Below are 18,918 nucleotides of genomic sequence, written 5' to 3'. Positions count from 1 at the left end.
GTGGCCGCCGCCGGCACCCACCCGATGGCCGCGAGGACGTGGACGGCCGCCCCGGTCGTCGCGCTCGTCGCCCTCGCCCTGACGTGGGGCCGCGACATCGGCCCCGTCGTCGTCGTCCTCGTCGCGATCCTCCTGGCCCTCGCGGTGCTCGCCGCCGTGCACCACGCCGAGGTGGTCGCCCACCGGGTCGGGGAGCCGTTCGGCTCGCTCGTCCTCGCGGTGGCCGTCACCGTCATCGAGGTCTCGCTCATCGTCACGCTCATGCTCAGCGGGGGTGACGAGGCGGCGACGCTGGCCCGCGACACCGTCTTCGCGGCGGTGATGATCACCGTCAACGGGATCATGGGCCTGTCCATCATCATCGGCGCCCGCCAGTTCGGGTTCGCCCGCTTCAACGCCGAGGGCACCGGCGGGGCGCTGGCCACGGTGGCCGCCCTCGCCGCGACGTGTCTCGTGCTGCCGACGTTCACCACGGGGCAGCCCGGGCCCGAGTTCACCGGCCCGCAGCTCGTCTTCGCTGCGGTCGCCTCGCTCAGCCTCTACGCGGCGTTCGTCGTCACCCAGACCGTCCGCCACCGCGACTTCTTCCTCCCGGTCTCCCAGCAGGGCAAGCCGGTCCAGCTGTCCGCGGACGACGAGGACCACGCAGACCCGCCCACGGACCGCGAGGCGCTGACCGCGCTCGTGCTGCTGCTGGTCTCGCTCGTCGGCGTCGTGGGGCTCGCGAAGATCGAGTCGCCGGCCATCGAGTCGGCGGTGCTGGCCGCGGGGCTGCCGGTGTCGTTCGTCGGTGTCGTCATCGCGCTGCTCGTGCTCCTGCCCGAGACGATCGCGGCGGCCAACGCGGCCCGGCGCGGGCGCATCCAGGTCTCGCTCAACCTGGCGATGGGCTCGGCCATGGCCTCGATCGGCCTGACCATCCCGACCCTCGCGGTGGCGTCCATCTGGGTGCCGACCCCGCTGCACCTCGGGCTGGGGCCGACCCAGATCGTCCTGCTGTCGATCACGATGGTCGCGGCCGTGCTGACCGTCGTCCCGGGGCGGGCGACGCGCCTGCAGGGCACGGTGCACCTGACGCTGCTCGCGGCCTTCCTCTTCCTCTCGATGTCCCCGTAGCGGCACCCCTCACGCAGAAGATCCCGCCCCGCCGCGACACGTCGCGGAGGGGCGGGATCTTCTGCGTGGTGGCCGGGCGGCCCGGGCTCAGATGAGGCCGAGCTCCTTGACGGCGTCGCGCTCGCCGACGAGCTCGGCGACCGAGGCGTCGATGCGCCCGCGCGAGAACTCGTCGATCTCGAGGCCCTGGACGATCTCCCAGCGGCCGTTGCTGACGGTGACGGGGAAGGAGGAGATGATCCCCTCCTGCACGCCGTAGGAGCCGTCGGAGCGGACGGCCATCGACACCCAGTCGCCGTCGGGCGTGCCCTGCACCCAGGTGCGGGCGTGGTCGATGGTGGCCGACGCGGCGGAGGCGGCCGAGGAGGCGCCCCGGGCGTCGATGATGGCCGCGCCGCGCTTGGCGACGGTCGGGATGAAGGTGTTCTCGAGCCAGTCGTGGTCACCGACGGCCTCGGCGGCGTTGCGGCCACCGACCTCGGCGTGGAAGAGGTCGGGGTACTGCGTCGCGGAGTGGTTGCCCCAGATCGTCATCTTCTTGATCTCGGTGACCGGGACGCCGAGCTTCGCCGACAGCTGCGAGATGGCGCGGTTGTGGTCCAGGCGGGTCAGCGCCGAGAAGCGCTCCGTGGGGATGTCGGGGGCGTTGCTCATCGCGATGAGGGCGTTGGTGTTCGCCGGGTTGCCGGTGACGGTGATGCGGATGTCGTCGGCCGCGACGTCGTTGAGGGCCTTGCCCTGCGGGGCGAAGATGCCGCCGTTGGCCTCGAGCAGGTCGCCGCGCTCCATGCCGGGGCCGCGCGGGCGGGCGCCGACGAGGAGGGCGTGGTTGACGCCGTCGAAGACCTTCGTCGCGTCGTCGCCGATCTCGACCTTCGCGAGGGTCGGGAAGGCGCAGTCGTCGAGCTCCATGACGACGCCCTCGAGGGCCTTGAGCGCGGGCGTGATCTCGAGCAGGCGCAGCTCGACGGGCGTGTCCGGCCCGAGCAGCGCACCGCTCGCGATGCGGAACAGGAGGCTGTAGCCGATCTGGCCGGCGGCGCCGGTGACGGCCACCTTGACGGGCGTGGTGCTCACGGATGTAACCCCTTCGGACGAGCGAGTCTCAATGTCGGTTCGACGCTATCAGCGCGACCCCCACGGCCCGCAGGCGCGGCCGGGTGGGGTTGGCCACTCCCGCCCGGCCGCCGTCGGGGTCAGCGGGCGGCGTCGGGGTCGACGCCGTCGGCGACGCGGACGTCCTCGGCCTCGATCTCGCCGGAGATGTCGCGGTCGCGGCGGTCGACGCCGGTGATGAGGTGGAAGGTCGCTCCGGCGATGGCCGCGCCGAAGATCGGCGCCAGCCAGAACACCCACAGCTGCCCGGGGGCGCCGGCGCCGTTGAAGAACGCGACGCCGGTGGAGCGGGCCGGGTTGACCGAGGTGTTGGAGATCGGGATGGAGATGAGGTGGATCAGCGTGAGCGCCAGCCCGATCGCGATGGGCGCGAAGCCCTCGGGCGCGCGCGAGTCGGTGGCGCCGAGGATGACGTAGACGAACACAGCGGTGAGCAGGGCCTCGGCGACGAACACCGCGACGAGCGAGTAGCCGCCGGGGGAGTGCTCGCCGAAGCCGTTGGCGGCGAGGTTGCCCTCGGCGCTGAAGCCGTCCTTGCCGCGGGCGATGCCCCAGACGGCGAGCCCGCCGAGGAGGCCGCCGACCACCTGGGTGACGACGTAGGCCGGCACGTCGCGCCACTCGAAGCGCCGCGCGACGGCGACGCCGATCGTCACGGCCGGGTTGAAGTGCGCGCCCGAGACGTGGCCGACGGCGTAGGCCATCGTCATCACGGTGAGGCCGAAGGCGAGCGCGACCCCGACGAAGCCGATGCCGAGCTGCACGCTCTGGCCGGCGACGACGTTGGGGGCGAGGTAGGTCGCCGCGAAGACGGCCGACCCGCAGCCGCCGAACACGAGCCAGAACGTGCCGAGCAGCTCGGCGCCGAGCCGCTGCACCATCGTGGGAGAGGTCATGGCGCCCAGTGTGGCGCGTGACGGGCCGCGGCGCACCGGTCCGTCGAGGGTCGGGCGGGACGTGTCGCGCGGGTGGTACGACCCGCCCCGGGGACGACGGAGGCCGGGCCCACCGTCGTGGTGGACCCGGCCTCCGGCGTGACGTGCCTGCGGTCAGCGCTTGAGCGCGTCGAGGATGCCGTTGAGCGTCGTGCTCGGGCGCATGACGGCCGCGGCCTTCTCCGGGTCCGGGCGGTAGTAGCCGCCGATGTCGGCCGGCTTGCCCTGCACCGCGAGGAGCTCGGCCTCGATGGTGTCGGTCTGCGCGACGAGCTGCTCGGCCACCGGCGCGAACACCTGCGCGAGCTCGGCGTCCTCGGTCTGCGCCGCGAGCTCCTGGGCCCAGTAGCGGGCGAGCCAGAAGTGGCTGCCGCGGTTGTCGATCGAGCCGACGCGACGGGCCGGGGACTTGTTCTCGTCGAGCAGGCTCTCCGTCGCGCGGTCGAGCGTGTTGCCGAGGACGCCGGCGCGGGCGTTGCCGCGGTCGGCCTCGTGGCGCAGGGACTCGGCCAGCGCGAGGAACTCGCCGAGGCTGTCCCAGCGCAGGTAGTCCTCGGCCACGAGCTGCTGGACGTGCTTGGGCGCGGAGCCGCCGGCCCCGGTCTCGAAGAGGCCGCCACCGTTCATCAGCGGGACGACCGAGAGCATCTTGGCCGAGGTGCCGAGCTCGAGGATCGGGAAGAGGTCGGTGTTGTAGTCGCGCAGGACGTTGCCGGTGACCGAGATGGTGTCCTCGCCGCGGCGGATGCGCTCCACCGACAGCTTCGCGGCCTCGACGGGGGAGAGGACGCGGATGTCGAGGCCCTCGGTGTCGTGCTCCGGGAGGTACGCCTCGACCTTGGCGATGAGGTTGCGGTCGTGGGCGCGGGTCTCGTCGAGCCAGAAGACGGCCGGCGTCTGCGACGCGCGGGCGCGGGTGACGGCGAGCTTGACCCAGTCGCGGACCGGGGCGTCCTTGGTCTGGCAGGCGCGCCAGATGTCGCCGGCCTCGACGTCGTGGCCCATGAGGACGGCGCCGGAGGCGTCGAGCACCTCGACGCGGCCGGCGGCCTCGATCTCGAAGGTCTTGTCGTGGCTGCCGTACTCCTCGGCCTTCTGCGCCATGAGGCCGACGTTGGGCACCGAGCCCATCGTCGTCGGGTCGAAGGCGCCGTTTGCCTGGCAGTCCTCGATGACGGCCTGGTACACACCGGCGTACGAGGAGTCGGGGATGACCGCGAGGGTGTCGGCCTCCTCGCCGTCCGGGCCCCACATGTGGCCGGAGGTGCGGATCATCGCCGGCATCGAGGCGTCGACGATGACGTCGCTGGGGACGTGGAGGTTGGTGATGCCCTTGTCGGAGTTGACCATCGCCAGGCGCGGGCCGTCGGCGAGGCCCTGCTCGAAGGCGGCGCGGATCTCGGCGCCGTTGGGGAGGGCATCGAGGCCGTCGAGGATGCCGCCGAGGCCGTTGTTCGGCGAGAGCCCGGCGGCCGCGAGGTCGGCGCCGTACCGCTCGAAGACCTCGGGGAAGAAGGCAGTGACGACGTGGCCGAAGACGATCGGGTCGCTGACCTTCATCATCGTCGCCTTGAGGTGCACGGAGAAGAGGACGCCGTCGGCCTTGGCCTGCGCCACCTGCTCGCGCAGGAAGGCGTCGAGCGCGGCGGCCCGCAGGACCGTGGCGTCGACGATCTCGCCCTCGAGGACCTTCAGGCCGTCCTTGAGCACGGTCTCGGTGCCGTCGGCGGCGGTGTGGCGGATGGTCAGGGTGTCGGCGGCCGGGAGGACGACCGACTGCTCGTTGCTGCGGAAGTCGTCGGCGCCCATCGTCGCGACGCGGGTGCGGCTGTCGGCGGACCAGGCGCCCATCGAGTGCGGGTGCTTGCGCGCGTAGTTCTTGACGGCCGCGGGGGCGCGGCGGTCGGAGTTGCCCTCGCGCAGGACCGGGTTGACGGCGCTGCCCTTGACCTTGTCGTAGCGGGCCCTGACGTCGCGCTCCTCGTCGGTCTGCGGGTTGTCCGGGTAGTCGGGGAGGGCGTAGCCCTGCGACTGCAGCTCCTTGACGGCCGCCTTGAGCTGCGGCATCGACGCGGAGACGTTCGGGAGCTTGATGATGTTCGCCTCGGGCGTCGTCGCGAGCTCGCCGAGCTCGGTCAGGGCGTCGCCGATGCGCTGGTCCTCGGTCAGGTGCTGGGGGAAGAGGGCGAGGATGCGGCCGGCCAGCGAGATGTCGCGCGTCTCGACGTCGACGCCGGCGGAGGAGGCGAAGGCCTCGATCACCGGGAGGAAGGAGTACGTGGCCAGCATGGGGGCCTCGTCGGTCAGGGTGTAGATGATCTTCGTGGCCATGGTCGTCGTCGACGCTCCTCGGTGATGGCGGTTATCTTGACGTCAAGACAAATCCTAGCGGAGTCGGTCGGGGGTGGCCAGCGCCCGCCACGGCCCGCCCGGACGGCCGACCGGGCGCGGCTATGCTCGGTCCCCGACGCTGTCGCCCACGACAGTGCGTCGTCACGGAGGGGTTGGTCAGGCGTGCGGATCCGCGCGGTCCATCGCTACTTCTGGCCGGACACCCCTCCCTACGCCACCTTCCTGAGGGAGATGGCGACCGACTGGGTCTCCCGGGGCCACGAGGTCGAGGTCGTCACGGCCCGCACGACCGGTACGGACGGGCGGGGTGGTCGGACCGTCGGGGGCGTGCGCGTCTCGCGCGTCCCCGTCGTCGCGGAGGGGGGACCGCTGCCGGCGCAACCGGCGAACCTCGTGGTCTTCCCGCTCGGGGTGGCGCTGCGTCTGCTGCGCGGCGAGCGGCCGGACGTGATCACGTGCTCGACGGCGCCCCAGGTGACCCTCGGCGTCGCCGTCTCGCTGGTCGCCCGGTGGCGGCGGGCCGCGTTCGTCTACCACTGCATGGACCTCCACCCCGAGATCGGACGCCTGTCCGGTGAGTTCGCCCGACCGTGGGTCTACCGCCTGCTGCTGCGCCTCGACACCGCGACGATGCGTCGGGCCTCCCGGGTGGTCGTCCTCAGCGAGGACATGCGGCGAGCCGTCGAGGCGCGCGACCCGCGCCTCGCCGATCGGACCTCGGTGCTCAACAACTTCTCGCTGGGGGACGACGACGGTCAGCCCAGTCCGCTCCCCGAGCCGGCGAGCGGACGGCTGCGGGTCGTGTTCACCGGCAACTTCGGGCGCTTCCAGGGGCTGGCCGACCTGGTCGCCAGCGTGGGCCGCCTCCCGTCCCACGTCGACGCCGAGCTGGTGCTGATGGGGGAGGGGCGGGCCCGGACCGAGGTCGACCGCGCCGTCTCGGCGCTCCCGACCGACCGGCAGGACCGGGTGCTGGTCCTTCCGCCTGGGCCCCCGAGCGCTGCGCGCGCCCTCATGCGCAGCGCCCACGTGGGCGTGGTGTCCCTCGCTCCCGAGGTGGCGCGTTACGCCTACCCGAGCAAGACGGCGACGTACGCCGAGCAGGGACTCCCCCTGCTGGTCGTCTGCGAGGGCGACACCGAGCTGGGCTCGTCGACCGTGACCGAGGGTCTGGGCTGGGCGGTGGAACCGGGTGACGTCGAGGGGCTGGCGTCCGCGATGGCCCAAGCCTTCGACGAGCTGGCGTCCGGGAGGCACGAGGCCCGGTGCCGACGGGTCCGGGAGCACTACGAGAGGACGTTCGCCAAGGACCGGCTCCTCGAGCGGTGGAGTGGCCTGCTGGGCGAGGTCGCGGCGGCTCGACGGGTCGAGCAGGAGCGGACGGCATGAGCGAGTACGTCATCATCGTCGGGGCACCGAGGTCCGGGACGAACATGCTGCGGGACCTGCTCACCAGCGCCCCGGGGTTGGGAACCTGGGACTGCGACGAGGTCAACCTCCTCTGGAAGCACGGGAACCTGGACGTGCCCCACGACGAGATCGGCATCGACCGGGCGACACCCGACCTCTCGGCCTTCATGCGCAGGGCCTTCGACCGGGTCGGGCGCCGTACCCGGAGCGAGATCGTCGTCGAGAAGACGTGCGCGGTGTCCCTGCGCGTGCCCTTCACGCGGGCGCTGTTCCCGGATGCTCGGTACATCTTCATCCGTCGGGACGGCATCGATGCGACGGCCTCGACGATGCAACGCTGGAACGCACCGTTCGAGCTCGGGTACACCCTGCGCAAGGCCCGGTACGTCCCGCCGCTGGACCTTCCCCGGCACGCGGCCGCGCTCGTGCGCAAGCGGGTCACCCAGCGCCTGCGGGGCGAGGTGCGGCAGGACGAGAGCGACCTGCGGGTGGGGACGTGGTGGGGGCCGCGGCCGCACGACCACCGCCGGCTCCAACGTGAGCACCCGCTCGAGGAGCTCGCCTTCATCCAGTGGCAGCGCTGCGTCGAGCAGGCGGCCGCCGGGCTGGACGGGCTGCCGGACGACCGGCTCATCGAGGTCGTGTACGAGGACTTCGTGACGGACCCGCGGGCGGGGACCGCACGCCTGCTCGACTTCCTGGAGCGGCCGCAGCTGCTCGCGGACATCGACACCGGCGCGGTCTCGGCGAGGAGCGTCGGCAAGGGTCGCCAGCGCCTGGGTGCGGAGGCGGTGGCTCGGCTCGAGAAGCTCGGCGGTGAGACCTTGGCGAAGTACGGCCGTGCCTGACCTCGCAGTGGGAGGCCTGACTACGCGGCAGGCTGCCGGCAAGCGCGCGATGGACATCGTGGTCGGCGGGGTCGCGCTCGTCGTCACCGCGCCCCTCTCGGCAGCGGCGATCGTGGTGGCCCGTCGTGACACGGGGGAGTCGGGCGTCTTCGCGCAAGAACGCGTGGGGCGGCACGGGCGGATCGTCCGGGTCCACAAGATCCGCACCATGCGGTCCTCCACCACGGTGACGACCTCGGTCACCACCAGCGGGGATCCCCGGATCACGCCGTGGGGGCGCCGTTTCCGTGCGTGGAAGATCGACGAGCTCCCGCAGCTCGTGGACGTCCTCCGGGGCCGGATGAGCCTGGTCGGCCCGAGGCCGGACGTGATGGGATGGGCGGACCGGCTGACGGGAGCGGACCGGCTGGTCCTGAGCGTCCGTCCGGGCATCACGGGACCGGCCTCCCTCGCCTTCCGCCACGAGGAGGAGCTGCTCGCGGCGGCCGAGGACCCCGAGGCCTTCAACCGCGACGTCATCTGGCCGGAGAAGGTGCGGATCAACCGGGAGTACGTCGAGACGTGGTCCCTCCGCGGCGACGTGCGCTACCTGGCCCTGACCGCCCTCGCCGTCTTCAGGCGGGACCCCGGGGCCTGAGCCGGCCTCACCCGGCGAGCGCCTCCGTGAAGACCTCGACCACGCGCTCGATGTCGTCGTCGGCGAGCGCGGAGCCGCTGGGCAGCGTGACGCCCCGGGCGAACAGGTCCGCGCAGGTTCCCGTGTCGGCCATCTGCGCGTCGCGGTACATCGGCTGCAGGTGCATGGGCTTCCACAGGTGCCGTGCCTCGACGTCGGCCGCCCCGAGGTGTGCGACGACGGAGTCGGCCGTGGCCCTCGTGGCCTCCGGGTCGAGCACCACGCACGTGAGCCAGCAGTTGTCCTCGTCGTCGCTGCGCGCGGCGTCACGGCCGAGGACGGACACGCCGGGCAGGTCGGCGAAGGCCTCGACGTACCGGTCCCGGATGGTGCGTCGGCGCGCGATCATCTCGTCCAGGCGGGAGAGCTGGCCGACGCCGAGGGCGGCGAGGAGGTTGGACATCCGGTAGTTGTATCCGGCCTCGGTGTGCTCGTACCACGGCGCCGGCTGACGGGCCTGGGTCGCCAGGTAGCGCGCCCGCTCGACGAGTCCGGGGTCGTCCGACAGCAGCATCCCGCCGCCGGACGTCGTCATGATCTTGTTGCCGTTGAAGGACAGCGCGGCGGACTGACCGAACGAGCCGGCCGCCCGGCCACGCAGCCCGGCGCCGAGCGCCTCGGCGGCGTCCTCGACGTGCGGCACGCCGAGGTCCGCGAGGCCGGGGTCGATGACGTCGTGGTCCGCGGCCCGACCGAAGAGGTCGACGGTCACCACGGCCGCGACGTCGCGCCCGTCCCGGAGCAGCCGGGCCACCGTCTCGAGCAGCAGGGCGGGGTCGACGTTCGCGTCATCACGACGGGAGTCGACGAAGACCGGCTCGGCCCCCGTGTAGAGCACGGCGTTCGCGGTGGCGGCGAACGTCATCGAGGGCAGGACGACGACGCGGCCGGGGCTGGCGCCGGCGTGCAGGAGGGCCAGGTGGAGGGCGGCCGTCCCCGACGACAGCGCGACCGCGGACCGGACCCCGACCCGTGCGGCGACCTCGGACTCGAAGCGGTCGACGAACGGTCCGAGAGGAGCGACCCACCCGGACCGGAGGGCCTCGACGACGAGCGACTCCTCCACCTCGGTCACGTGGGCCTGTGAGAGGAGGATCCGTCGAGGGCCGGGCCCGCTGCGCGAAGTCACAGGGATCGATCATAGGTGGGGCCGTGAGGCGCTCGCACCAGCGCGATCCCGATGACGCCGACCGCGGCCGCCACGCACTGGAGAAGCTGGAGTCCGTACGCGGAGCCCGTCATCGCCGGCGACGCGATCGAGAGTGCCGAGAGGAGGACCGTCGTCAGCATGACACCTTGGTACGCGCGGGTCGTCGGTCGGCCCAAGAGGCTCAGGTAGCACGCCATGGTCAGCAGCCGGGCCGGCATGACGGCTGCTTCCGCGATGACGAAACCCGTGAGCGACCAGCTGTCCGTCGTCAACGCCGGCAGCGTGCCCAGCCCCGCGGCGGCGAGTCCCACGACCACGAACAGACCCCGTGCCGTCCGGGAGCGCAGCCGTCGCGTGACGAGGCCGGTCAGCCGACGAGGCTGGGAGGCCAGCGCCATGTAGGCGACCTGGTACGCGAGCTCGGTCACCCGGAGCACGCCGAAGCTGCCGGACGCCGCGCCGTCACCCTGTCCCGCGGCCCACACCTCTCGGAACTGGTAGGCCACGGCCACGCTGGACGCATTGAGCACGCCCACGCGGGCGAACTGGCTCTCGTCCTTCGTCCCGGGGCCGACGGACGCCGAGCCACCGGTCGAGTCGAGCCGTCGGAGAACGCGCACCAGGAGCACGGGGCCGAGAACCTGGGGCGCGACCCACAGCAGGGTGAGCGCCAGGGGACTGTCCTGGCCCCACGCGAGCCCCATCGCGGCGATCGCGATCGTGGTGAGCACGACGACGGGAGCGAACGCCGCGGCTCCACCCCGACGGACGACGATGATGCCCTGGAGGAGCCCGCTGAGGCTCGCGCCGGCCGAACCCAGTGACAGTGCCGCGATGACCCACGATCCGTGGGCCCCCGGGCCGTCGACCAGCACGGTGCCGAGGACCCAGGCGCCGATGGCTCCCAGCAGGACGAACGTGACGAAGGGCCGGACCACGGACCCGGTGTGCGCCCCGGACGCTGCCAGGTGTGCCCCTCGCGCGTAGGCGGATGCCGAGAGAAGAGCAGTCAGGCCGCCCTGGAGGAACAGGAGCTGGAACATCCGCGCGGCGTCGTCGGACCCGAGCCCGACGACGATCGCGCCCGTGAACACGAGACCGATCGCGACCCGCACACCGGACCCGGCAACCATGGCCATCCAGTCGACCTTGGTCTGGCGGCGGTCGTCGTGCTCAGCGTCCATCCGCTGCCTGCCGTCGGAGCTTCCTCAGCGGCGAGACGTACAGCAGGGCGACGGTCGCGAGAGCCCAGTCGAGCGAGATGGCGATCTGCATGTTGGCCGAGCTGTACACCCAGAACATGGTGACCAGCAGGATCCCGGCCGCGGCACGCGGGTCCCGGCCCGAGCGCCACCCCGCCAGGCAGCGGGCCAGAACGATCCCGAGGAAGGCGGTGTACAGGGGCACCAGCCAGAACGAGAGGTCGTTCGCCAGGACCGGGAAGGCCGTGGTCCACCGCGCGCTGGTGTCCCAGCCGAAGGTCGTCAACGCCGACTGGTAGTCGGCCGTGCTGCACAACGTCTCCGAGGCACTGCAGAGCACGCGCTTCACGGGTGGGAGGTGGCCCAGACCGAAGTTCGGGGTCCACGGCAGGGAGAAGGCGTAGGCCAGGCCTTGGTACCCGTTGGTCAGGTAGTTCGTGCCGAAGACGGAGAAGATCTCCGCGCGCGCACCCAGGGCCTGCGCCACCTGGCTCCCGTAGTCGAAGCACGCCGACGACTCCGGCAGACAGGTCGGGAGGGAACCGTCGAAGCGCCCGAGCCGGCGGGTGACGAACAGTGCTCCTGCCAGGGGGACGAGCGCGAGGGTGGCGACGGACTTCCACGTGAGGAGGCGGTAGCAGAACATCGCCACCAGGAGGAGCAGGAGGATGTCGAGGACCTCCTTGTCGGTCCCGCGGAAGATGCTCGAGACGGCCATGGGCGCGAGGAACCCGACGACGACCACCTTGTCGCGGCGGAAACGGTCGAAGAAGGTCACCAGGGCGAAAGGGAAGACGACGGCCTTGAGCAGCGTGACGACCTGGACGGCCTGCGAGGCCGTCCGTGTCGACAGGTTCGCCCCGTAGTCCGCGTACACGGCACCGAAGTCCAGGCTGTAGGCGCTGGGGGACAGGACGTTTCGCCCCGTCGTCGAGTACAGGTAGATGACGGTGAGCACTGCGTAGCCGAGGATGAGGGCGCGGGCGCCTCGGGTCGAGCGAGGGGCCCACCGTGCGCCCGCGAAGGTCGAGGTCGCGTGAGTGCGCCGGCGGGCGAGCAGGTAGGCGACGTCGAAGGAGACCAAGCAGAGGAGGACGTACAGGCCGACGTCCGCACTGCGGGCGCCGTCCCACTGGATGGGCCCCCGGTAGAAGAGCGCGAGGGAGAGCAGGACCCACGCGTTATAGAAGACGATCAACGTGGCTCCACTGCTCGTCCAAGGCCCGCAGATGGGCCCGACGCGCGACCGGGTAGCGCTCGAAGAGCTGCGCGAGCGACGCGATCGTCAGTCCTCCGCTGGACGCGACGCCGCCGATCCCGGCCTCGGTCAGGACACGCTCGAGGGCCGGCATGCGCCGCCCGACGTAGAGCACCGGCAGCCCGGCGCTCAGGTAGGCGGCGATCTTGGACGGGAAGGCGGGCAGGTCGAACGCCGGGTCGAGGGTGACCAGGCCCAGGTGGTGCGTGGTCAGCTCCGTCTCGAGCTCTCGTGCCCCCATGAACCCGTGGTGCACCACCGACAGTCGACGATCACTCTCGGCCATCTGCTCGAGGACGTCCGGGGTCGGGTCCTTCGAGTAGATGTGCAGCTGCACCCCGACGCCCTCGGGCGCCGACTCGAGCGTCTGGCGCACCGCCCCGTCCAGGCCGCGGATGCCGTTGATCTGTCCTGCGAACGCGACCGACAGCACGGGGACCGGCCAGTCCCGCACGGACGTCTCGCCCGTCATCGGCCCGGTGGGCCAGAGCGGGTAGAGGAGGGCTCGGGACCGCGCAGCTCGGGGGAGGAAGGGCAGGTAGTCCTCCGACGGGACGAGAAGACGAGTCGCCGAGCGCGTCGCCGCGCGTTCCATGACGTCGTACATCCGCAGCAGCACCGGGTTGCGGATGTTGCCCGCGATGCGGGTGGATGCGGGGTAGATGTCCCACACGAAGGCGACCACCGGCCGCTTGAGGAGGCGGGCTGCGACGATCGCGACGAGGGACAGCGAGAGCGCGGTGTGGACGACCAGGACGTCCGACCGCCAGAGCCGGCGAAGGTTCTGCAGCTCCGTGCGCGGTAGCGCGACGAGCTTCGAGCGGACCCCTCGAGGGAAGGCTCGCAGCACGAGCTCGACATCGTGACCCTGGTCGCGCCACCGGTCCGCGAGGGCGCTGAACAGGCGAGCCGTCCCCTGCTCCGAGGATCCGTTGCAGAGCAGGAGGACACGCCTGGGTCGTGGGTGCTGCTCACTCATCGACGGATGCCGGCCCAGGCGTGGTGGCGCCGGGCCGTCGACAGGATGAAGTTGACCGTGCGCTCGCTCGTGTTGTCGATGAGGTAGTCGTCGGGGGTCAGGTGCCCGACCCCGTCGCGGGTGTGCCCGGAGGCCATCGCCACGGCGACCGCCTCGACCACGTCGTGCGCGTCGAGGCCGGTCATGAGGATGCCGCCCGTGTCGAGGGCCTCGGGGCGCTCGATCGAGTCGCGCAGGGTGACGGCCGGGAAGCCGAGCAGCGTCGACTCCTCGGCGATCGTCCCGCTGTCGGACAGGCAGCAGGCGGCCTTGAGCTGGAGGTGGTTGTAGTCGTGGAAGCCCAGCGGGTCGCTGAACGTGACGCCCTCCGGCTCCGACCACTCGGGGAGCGCCTCCAGCCGCTTGCGCGTGCGCGGGTGGGTCGAGACGAAGACCGGCAGCCCGAAGCGCTCGCGGACGGCGACGAGGCAGTCGAGGAGGGCTCGCAGCCGCTCGGGGGAGTCGACGTTCTCCTCGCGGTGCGCGCTCACGAGGAAGTAGCCGCCCTCCTCCAGGCCGAGGCGTGTCAGCACGTCGGAGGCGAGGACCTGGTCGCGGTAGGCGTCGAGCACCTCGCGCATGGGCGACCCCGTCTTGATGATGCGACGGGGGTGCAGGCCCTCGGCGAGCAGGTTGCGCCGGGCGTGCTCGGTGTAGACGAGGTTGAAGTCGGCGACGTGGTCGACGAGCCGGCGGTTGGTCTCCTCGGGCACGTTCTCGTCGAAGCACCGGTTGCCGGCTTCCATGTGGTACACGGGGATTCGCAGGCGCTTGGCCATGACGGCGGCGATGCACGAGTTGGTGTCGCCGAGGACGACCACGGCATCGGGACGCTCCTCGAGCATCACCCTCTCCGCCGCCACGAGCGTGCCACCGAGGACCGCGCCGAGGGACGAGGTGTCGACGCCGAGCATGTGGTCCGGCTCGCGGATGCCGAGGTCGCGGAAGAACACCTCGTTCAGCGAGTAGTCGTAGTTCTGCCCCGTGTGCACGAGCACGTGCTCCACGGTGGCGTCGAGCCGTGCGATCACCCTCGAGAGCCGGATGAGCTCGGGTCGCGTGCCGACGACGGTCATGACCTTGAGCATCAGGCGTCGTTCTCCTGCGTGACGGGGTGGGGGAAGGTGTCGGGCGCGTCCGGGCGGAAGAGCTCGTGCGACCAGAACTGGGTGAGGAGCACATCATCCCCGGTGTTCGTGATGTTGTGCGCCCAGCCGGTCGGCATGTCGACCGCGCACGGGGCGTCGCCCGAGACGGCGAACTCCACGACCTCGTCGTGGAACATCCGGCGCAGGGCGATGGTCGCGCTGCCCTGGACGACGGCGAAGCGCTCGATCTTGGACAGGTGGTAGTGCTCGCCGCGGGTGATGCCCGGAACCGTGGTCGAGATGCTCGACTGGCCCTCGCCGCCGCGGCTGCGCACCGTCTCGACGAAGGTGCCCCGGGCATCCGCGTGGGGGATCAGGGGCAGCGGGTAGCGCTGGGGGAAGAGCGCCGCACGGTAGGTGTTGAACAGCGAGATCCGGAAGGCAGTGGACAGGTCCGGGAACTCGCCGGTCGAGTAGCTCGCCTCGAACTCGTGGAGGAGGGCGAGGACATCGGCCACCCCGACCTGCGTCCCGCGGGGGTCCAGCCGGTCTGCGTCCGTCGTGAGGCCGTCCAGCATCGCCTGTGCGGCGTCCTGGACGTGGAGCAGCTCGACCGGTCGGTCGGTGACCTCGGGGGACTCGCCGGCAGCGACCGCGTGGACGAAGGTCGCGACGAAGCTGTTGTACCGGGGCCGGCCGTGCTCGCCGAAGATGTTGGGGAGGCGGACGTCGACGACGGTGTGCCCGTCGGCCCTCAGCGACGTCAGGGTGGAGGCCGCCGTCGCCTTGCCGGTGCCGTACGGGGTGCCGTTCCCGTCCTGGATGGAGTTGGCGTACACGACACGCACGGGACGGTCGGCGGCGCGCACCGCTGCGACGACGTCGCGCGCGAGGTCGATGTTGCCCTGCTCGACCTCCTCGTCGGTCCCGCGGTTGACCCCGGCGACGTGGATGACGGCATCGGCGTCGGCCACGAGGCAAGGGAGCTCCGACCAGGTGTCCCGGGAGACCGCCACGACCTCGTGCACGCCCTGGGCGTGCGCACGCACGCGGGTGTGCCAGCCGAGGAAGCCGGCTGCGCCGGTCAGGACGACCTTCACGCGCGCGACTCCTCGAGGAGCGCCCGGATCTCCGGCAGGGTGAGCAGGAGAGCCTCGGTCTCGTCCACGCCCATCTGCTCGGTGGTCGTCGAGTCGTACTCCTCGACGACGCCGCTGCCCGGCTCGCCGCGGTCCTCGTAGATGCCGTAGTCGAGGGCGCGCGCATCGAGCGAGATGCGGAAGTAGTCGCCCTGGTCCTCCGAGCGCGACATCTCCTCGCGGGTCAGGAGCGTCTCGTACATCTTCTCCCCGTGACGCACGCCGATGACCTGGATGTCCGGCTCGCCGTAGCCGAGGACACGCGCGGTGGCGCGGGCGAGGGTCTCGACGGTGCACGCCGGCGCCTTCTTGACGAAGAGGTCGCCGGGGTTGGCGTGGAGGAAGGCGTGCTCGACGAGGTCGACCGACTCCTGCAGGGACATGAGGAAGCGCGTCATAGAGGGCGCGGTGAGGGTGAGCGGCTTGCCGGCCCGGAGCAGCTTGACGAAGAGCGGGATCACCGACCCCCGCGAGTAGAGGACGTTGCCGTAGCGGGTGACCGAGACGGTGGTGGAGGACTCGGGGTGGTTGCGGGCGAACGCCTGGGCGGTCTTCTCCATCAGCGCCTTGGACATCCCCATCGCGTTGACGGGGTAGACGGCCTTGTCCGTGCTCAGGCAGACGACCGAACGCACGCCCGCCCGGTGCGACGCCTGGATGACGTTCTGGCTGCCGAGCACGTTGGTCTTGACGGCCTGGTCCGGGAAGAACTCGCACGAGGGGACCTGCTTGAGGGCCGCGGCGTGGAAGACGAAGTCTGCTCCCGTGACCGCGTTGTTGACGCTCTCGTAGTCACGGACGTCACCGACGAAGAACTTGACGCGGGCGTCGCCCAGGCGCTGGCGCATGTCGTCCTGCTTGGCCTCGTCGCGGCTGAGGACGTTGACGCGTGCCACGCCCCGCTCGAGCAGGTGGTTCACCATCGTCGAGCCGAACGAGCCCGTCCCTCCGGTGATGGTCACGGTCGCTCCGGCGGCGGTGGAGGCAAGGTCAGTCATCAAGTCCTTCTTCGGTGGGGGCGCAGGGGCAGGCCGGTGTTCGGGTACCCGGACATCGGTGAGGGCGGTCGGGTCAGGGCTGGGTGGTCACGGAGTGGGCGCCCGAGTACGCGATGAGCCACGCGCGCACGTCGTGCGACGCGGGTGCGTCCAGACCGTCCCGATCGAGCCCGGGGACGCGGACGGCCGTGATGAGTGGGTGGGAGGAGGAGCGGATCTCCTCGCCGGGGGTGAAGAGCTCCTCGGAGAGCTTCTCGCCCGGGCGCAGCCCGGTGTACACGATCTCGACGTCGGTGCGACCCGACATGTGGATCATCGTGCGCGCCATGTCCGTGATCTTCACGGGAGTCCCCATGTCGAGCACCATGACCTCGCCGCCGTCGCCGATGCTCGCCGCCTGGAGGACCAGCTGGCAGGCCTCGGGGATGAGCATGAAGTAGCGCTCGACGTCCGGGTGGGTGATGGTCACCGGACGCCCGGACCGGATCTGCTCGGTGAACGCGATGACCACCGAGCCCCGCGACCCGAGGACGTTGCCGAACCGGACGCTGATGTACCGCGCCTCGGGCTCCTCGGCGTCGGCGGCGGCGGTCAGGCGCTCGGCGACCCGCTTCGACCAGCCGAGCACGCACTGCGGGTTGGCCGCCTTGTCGGTGGAGATGTTGACGAACGTGCTCACGCCGACCCGGCGCGCAGCGTCGAGGACGTTGCGCGTCCCGACGACGTTCGTCTTCAGCGCCTCCGACGGGTGCCGCTCGAGCATCGTCAGGTGCTTGAGCGCCGCAGCGTGGAACACGACGTCGGGGCGGGTCCGCTCGAAGACCGCGCGCAGGCTGTCGGCGTCCCGGATGTCGCACAGGACGAGGGAGTCGGAGTCGAGGAGGGCATGCCCCTCGATCGACATCTGGGTGGCGTGCAGTCCCGACTCGTCGTGGTCGAGCATGAACAGCTGGCCGGGGAAGAAGCGGGCGATCTGCCGGCACAGCTCCGACCCGATCGACCCGCCCGCACCCGTCACGAGAACCCGGCGGCCGGAGAGCTGCTCGGAGATGGCGGCCATGTCGAGCTCGATCGGCTGGCGTCCGAGGAGGTCGGCGACGTCGAGGTCACGCAGGTCCGACGCCGTGGGCCGACCGCCGAAGATCTCACGCACAGCCGGGAGGACCAGGACGCTCAGCCCGGCGGCCGTGGCGGCCGTCGAGAGCTCGCGGACCAGGTCGGCGGGAGCCGTCGGGACGGCGATGACGAGCGTGTCGGCATCCATGCGGCGTGCGACCTCGGTCAGGTCCTCGCGGCGGCCCCGGACCTTCACCCCCGCGATCGTGAGCCGCTGTTTCGTGTGGTCGTCGTCGAGGAGGGCGACCGGGCGGATGCCGCTGTCCGGGTCGCTGACGAGGCTGCGGACGAGCATCCGGCCGCCGCCGCCGGCGCCGAAGACGACGGCCCGGCGGCTGTCCCGGCCCACGTAGACACGACGGGTGGCGCGTGCCCGGACGACGAAGCGCGCGGCGAACATCCCCCCGAGAGCCAGCACGGTCGCGGTGACCGGCACGCTGCGGGGAAGGTCGATCGCGTCCAGCCCGACGACCGCCGTCGCGAGCACGATCCCCGTGAGGGCGGTGGCCCGCGCGAGCTCACCCACCTCCTCGAAGGAGCCGAGCTCGTGGCGGACGGCGTAGGGTCCCCAGACCCACCCGATGGCGACCTGGACGCACAGGGCGACCGCCGTGGCCAGGACGAGGCCCCGGTAGTACTCGGTCGGAATGCCGAAGTCGAGCCGGAGCGACGTCGCGACCGTGAGGGCGGCCGCCCACACGAACGCGTCCACGGAGGTCCAGCGCAGGCGCGTGATCAACCGGCTCTCCGGAGTGGGCGGCGCACTTTGAGCGGACATGGCAGTTCCCCGATCGACATAGAGTGGGCGCCCGCGCCGACCTCATGGCACCTCGGGACCCTCAGTCGACGCACCCCCCTGCCGGATCGCGACCGGGACGAACGATACCAAGGAGACAGGTGTGACGAACAGTGGGACCGTGCTCGTGGTGTGCACCGGCAACGTGTGCCGGTCGCCCTACCTGGAGCGGCGGCTGCGCCAGGAGCTGGTCGGCACCGGCATCACCGTCTCGGGGGCCGGCACCCGGGCGCTGACGGGGCGGGGCATGGATCCCGGCACGCGCGAGCGGCTGCTCGCCGTCGGGGCGGACGTCGACGGCTTCGCCGCCCGGGACCTGACGCCTCAGCTGATGCGGGAGGCGGACCTGGTCGTCACCGCCGCGCGCGAGCACCGTGCCGCCGCCACCCGGCTCTTCCCCGGGGCCCTGCGCCGGACGATCACGCTCCGCGACCTCGCCGACCTGCTCGACGGGGTGGCCCCCGCGGACCTGCTCCAGCCACCCCCTGCCGACGGCGCCTCGTGGGTGCGGCACGTCGCCGACCGCGCCCTGCTGCGGCGGGGCACGGTGCCGGCGCGGCAGGACGGCGTCGACGTGCACGACCCCATCGGTGAGGGCGCCGAGGGCTTCGCCCTCATGGCCCGGCAGATCGACGACGCGCTCGGCCCGGTGGTCGCGGCGCTGCGTGCCGGTGGCACGGCGCCCCGCACGCCCTGACCC

General features: G+C 71.7%; 16 protein-coding genes. 5 read left to right on the top strand and 11 right to left on the bottom strand.

Going from position 1 to position 18,918, the window contains the following annotated elements; translation table 11 throughout:
• Positions 1-1,116, top strand: coding sequence for a calcium:cation antiporter (locus HL663_RS18070; protein ID WP_502709050.1), 1,116 nt, complete (start codon positions 1-3; stop codon positions 1,114-1,116).
• A gap of 87 nt (positions 1,117-1,203) precedes the next feature.
• Here HL663_RS18070 and HL663_RS18065 read toward each other — a convergent pair whose 3' ends face one another.
• The 3 genes from HL663_RS18065 to HL663_RS18055 form a co-directional block, all read right to left on the bottom strand.
• Complete coding sequence (locus HL663_RS18065) at positions 1,204-2,193, bottom strand: malate dehydrogenase (RefSeq protein ID WP_173029678.1); 990 nt, start codon at positions 2,191-2,193, stop codon at positions 1,204-1,206.
• A gap of 119 nt (positions 2,194-2,312) precedes the next feature.
• A complete protein-coding gene (gene aqpZ / locus HL663_RS18060) occupies positions 2,313-3,128 on the bottom strand; it encodes an aquaporin Z (protein ID WP_173029676.1) in 816 nt (271 codons plus the stop codon).
• Between the two features lie 153 nt (positions 3,129-3,281).
• The gene (locus HL663_RS18055; protein WP_173029675.1) at positions 3,282-5,498 is read right to left on the bottom strand and encodes an NADP-dependent isocitrate dehydrogenase; all 2,217 of its coding nucleotides are present in this window, start codon (positions 5,496-5,498) and stop codon (positions 3,282-3,284) included.
• Positions 5,499-5,750: 252 nt separating this feature from the next.
• Here HL663_RS18055 and HL663_RS18050 point away from each other — a divergent pair, with 252 nt between their 5' ends.
• Genes HL663_RS18050 through HL663_RS18040 form a run of 3 tightly spaced genes read left to right on the top strand, consistent with a single transcriptional unit; the run spans position 5,751 to position 8,414 of the window.
• Complete coding sequence (locus HL663_RS18050) at positions 5,751-6,908, top strand: glycosyltransferase family 4 protein (protein WP_173029673.1); 1,158 nt, start codon at positions 5,751-5,753, stop codon at positions 6,906-6,908.
• A complete protein-coding gene (locus HL663_RS18045; protein WP_173029671.1) occupies positions 6,905-7,777 on the top strand; it encodes a sulfotransferase family protein in 873 nt (290 codons plus the stop codon). The genes HL663_RS18050 and HL663_RS18045 overlap by 4 nt, the downstream gene beginning before the upstream one ends.
• Positions 7,770-8,414 carry a sugar transferase gene (locus HL663_RS18040; protein ID WP_286175774.1) on the top strand — a complete coding sequence of 215 codons (645 nt, stop codon included), beginning with the start codon at positions 7,770-7,772 and terminating at the stop codon, positions 8,412-8,414. The genes HL663_RS18045 and HL663_RS18040 overlap by 8 nt, the downstream gene beginning before the upstream one ends.
• 7 nt (positions 8,415-8,421) lie before the next feature.
• Here the strand turns inward: HL663_RS18040 and HL663_RS18035 are convergent, their stop codons facing one another.
• The 8 genes from HL663_RS18035 to HL663_RS18000 all read right to left on the bottom strand — a co-directional run bounded on the left by HL663_RS18035 (position 8,422) and on the right by HL663_RS18000 (position 18,134).
• Positions 8,422-9,528, bottom strand: a complete 1,107-nt coding sequence (locus HL663_RS18035) for an aminotransferase class I/II-fold pyridoxal phosphate-dependent enzyme (protein ID WP_286175772.1) — start codon at positions 9,526-9,528, stop codon at positions 8,422-8,424.
• A 50-nt stretch (positions 9,529-9,578) separates the two neighbouring features.
• Positions 9,579-10,646, bottom strand: a complete 1,068-nt coding sequence (locus HL663_RS18030; protein ID WP_173029669.1) for a hypothetical protein — start codon at positions 10,644-10,646, stop codon at positions 9,579-9,581.
• Positions 10,647-10,776: 130 nt separating this feature from the next.
• Positions 10,777-12,003, bottom strand: coding sequence for a hypothetical protein (locus HL663_RS18025; protein ID WP_173029667.1), 1,227 nt, complete (start codon positions 12,001-12,003; stop codon positions 10,777-10,779).
• Positions 11,987-12,913 carry a glycosyltransferase gene (locus HL663_RS18020; protein ID WP_173029665.1) on the bottom strand — a complete coding sequence of 309 codons (927 nt, stop codon included), beginning with the start codon at positions 12,911-12,913 and terminating at the stop codon, positions 11,987-11,989. Before HL663_RS18020 ends, HL663_RS18025 begins: the two co-directional genes overlap by 17 nt.
• Before the next feature lie 125 nt (positions 12,914-13,038).
• Positions 13,039-14,169: a non-hydrolyzing UDP-N-acetylglucosamine 2-epimerase gene (gene wecB / locus HL663_RS18015; protein ID WP_173029663.1), complete on the bottom strand. Its 1,131-nt coding sequence runs from the start codon at positions 14,167-14,169 to the stop codon at positions 13,039-13,041.
• Positions 14,169-15,269, bottom strand: coding sequence for a polysaccharide biosynthesis C-terminal domain-containing protein (locus HL663_RS18010; protein ID WP_173029661.1), 1,101 nt, complete (start codon positions 15,267-15,269; stop codon positions 14,169-14,171). The genes wecB and HL663_RS18010 overlap by 1 nt, the downstream gene beginning before the upstream one ends.
• Positions 15,266-16,306, bottom strand: coding sequence for an SDR family NAD(P)-dependent oxidoreductase (locus HL663_RS18005; RefSeq protein WP_173029659.1), 1,041 nt, complete (start codon positions 16,304-16,306; stop codon positions 15,266-15,268). Before HL663_RS18005 ends, HL663_RS18010 begins: the two co-directional genes overlap by 4 nt.
• 73 nt (positions 16,307-16,379) lie before the next feature.
• Entirely contained in the window at positions 16,380-18,134 is a 1,755-nt protein-coding gene (locus HL663_RS18000) for a nucleoside-diphosphate sugar epimerase/dehydratase (RefSeq protein WP_286175771.1), read from the bottom strand.
• Between the two features lie 187 nt (positions 18,135-18,321).
• On the opposite strand from HL663_RS18000, the gene HL663_RS17995 reads away from it, so the two are divergent.
• Positions 18,322-18,915 (top strand): arsenate-mycothiol transferase ArsC, encoded by a 594-nt coding sequence (locus HL663_RS17995; RefSeq protein WP_173029656.1) that lies wholly within the window; start codon positions 18,322-18,324, stop codon positions 18,913-18,915.
• The last annotated feature ends 3 nt before the right edge of the window (positions 18,916-18,918 follow it).

The organism is Arthrobacter sp. NEB 688, from assembly GCF_013201035.1.
Taxonomy (GTDB): domain Bacteria; phylum Actinomycetota; class Actinomycetes; order Actinomycetales; family Dermatophilaceae; genus Phycicoccus.
The sequence above is the reverse complement of the archived record's forward strand: the minus strand, read 5'-3'. Positions and strand labels throughout refer to the sequence as shown.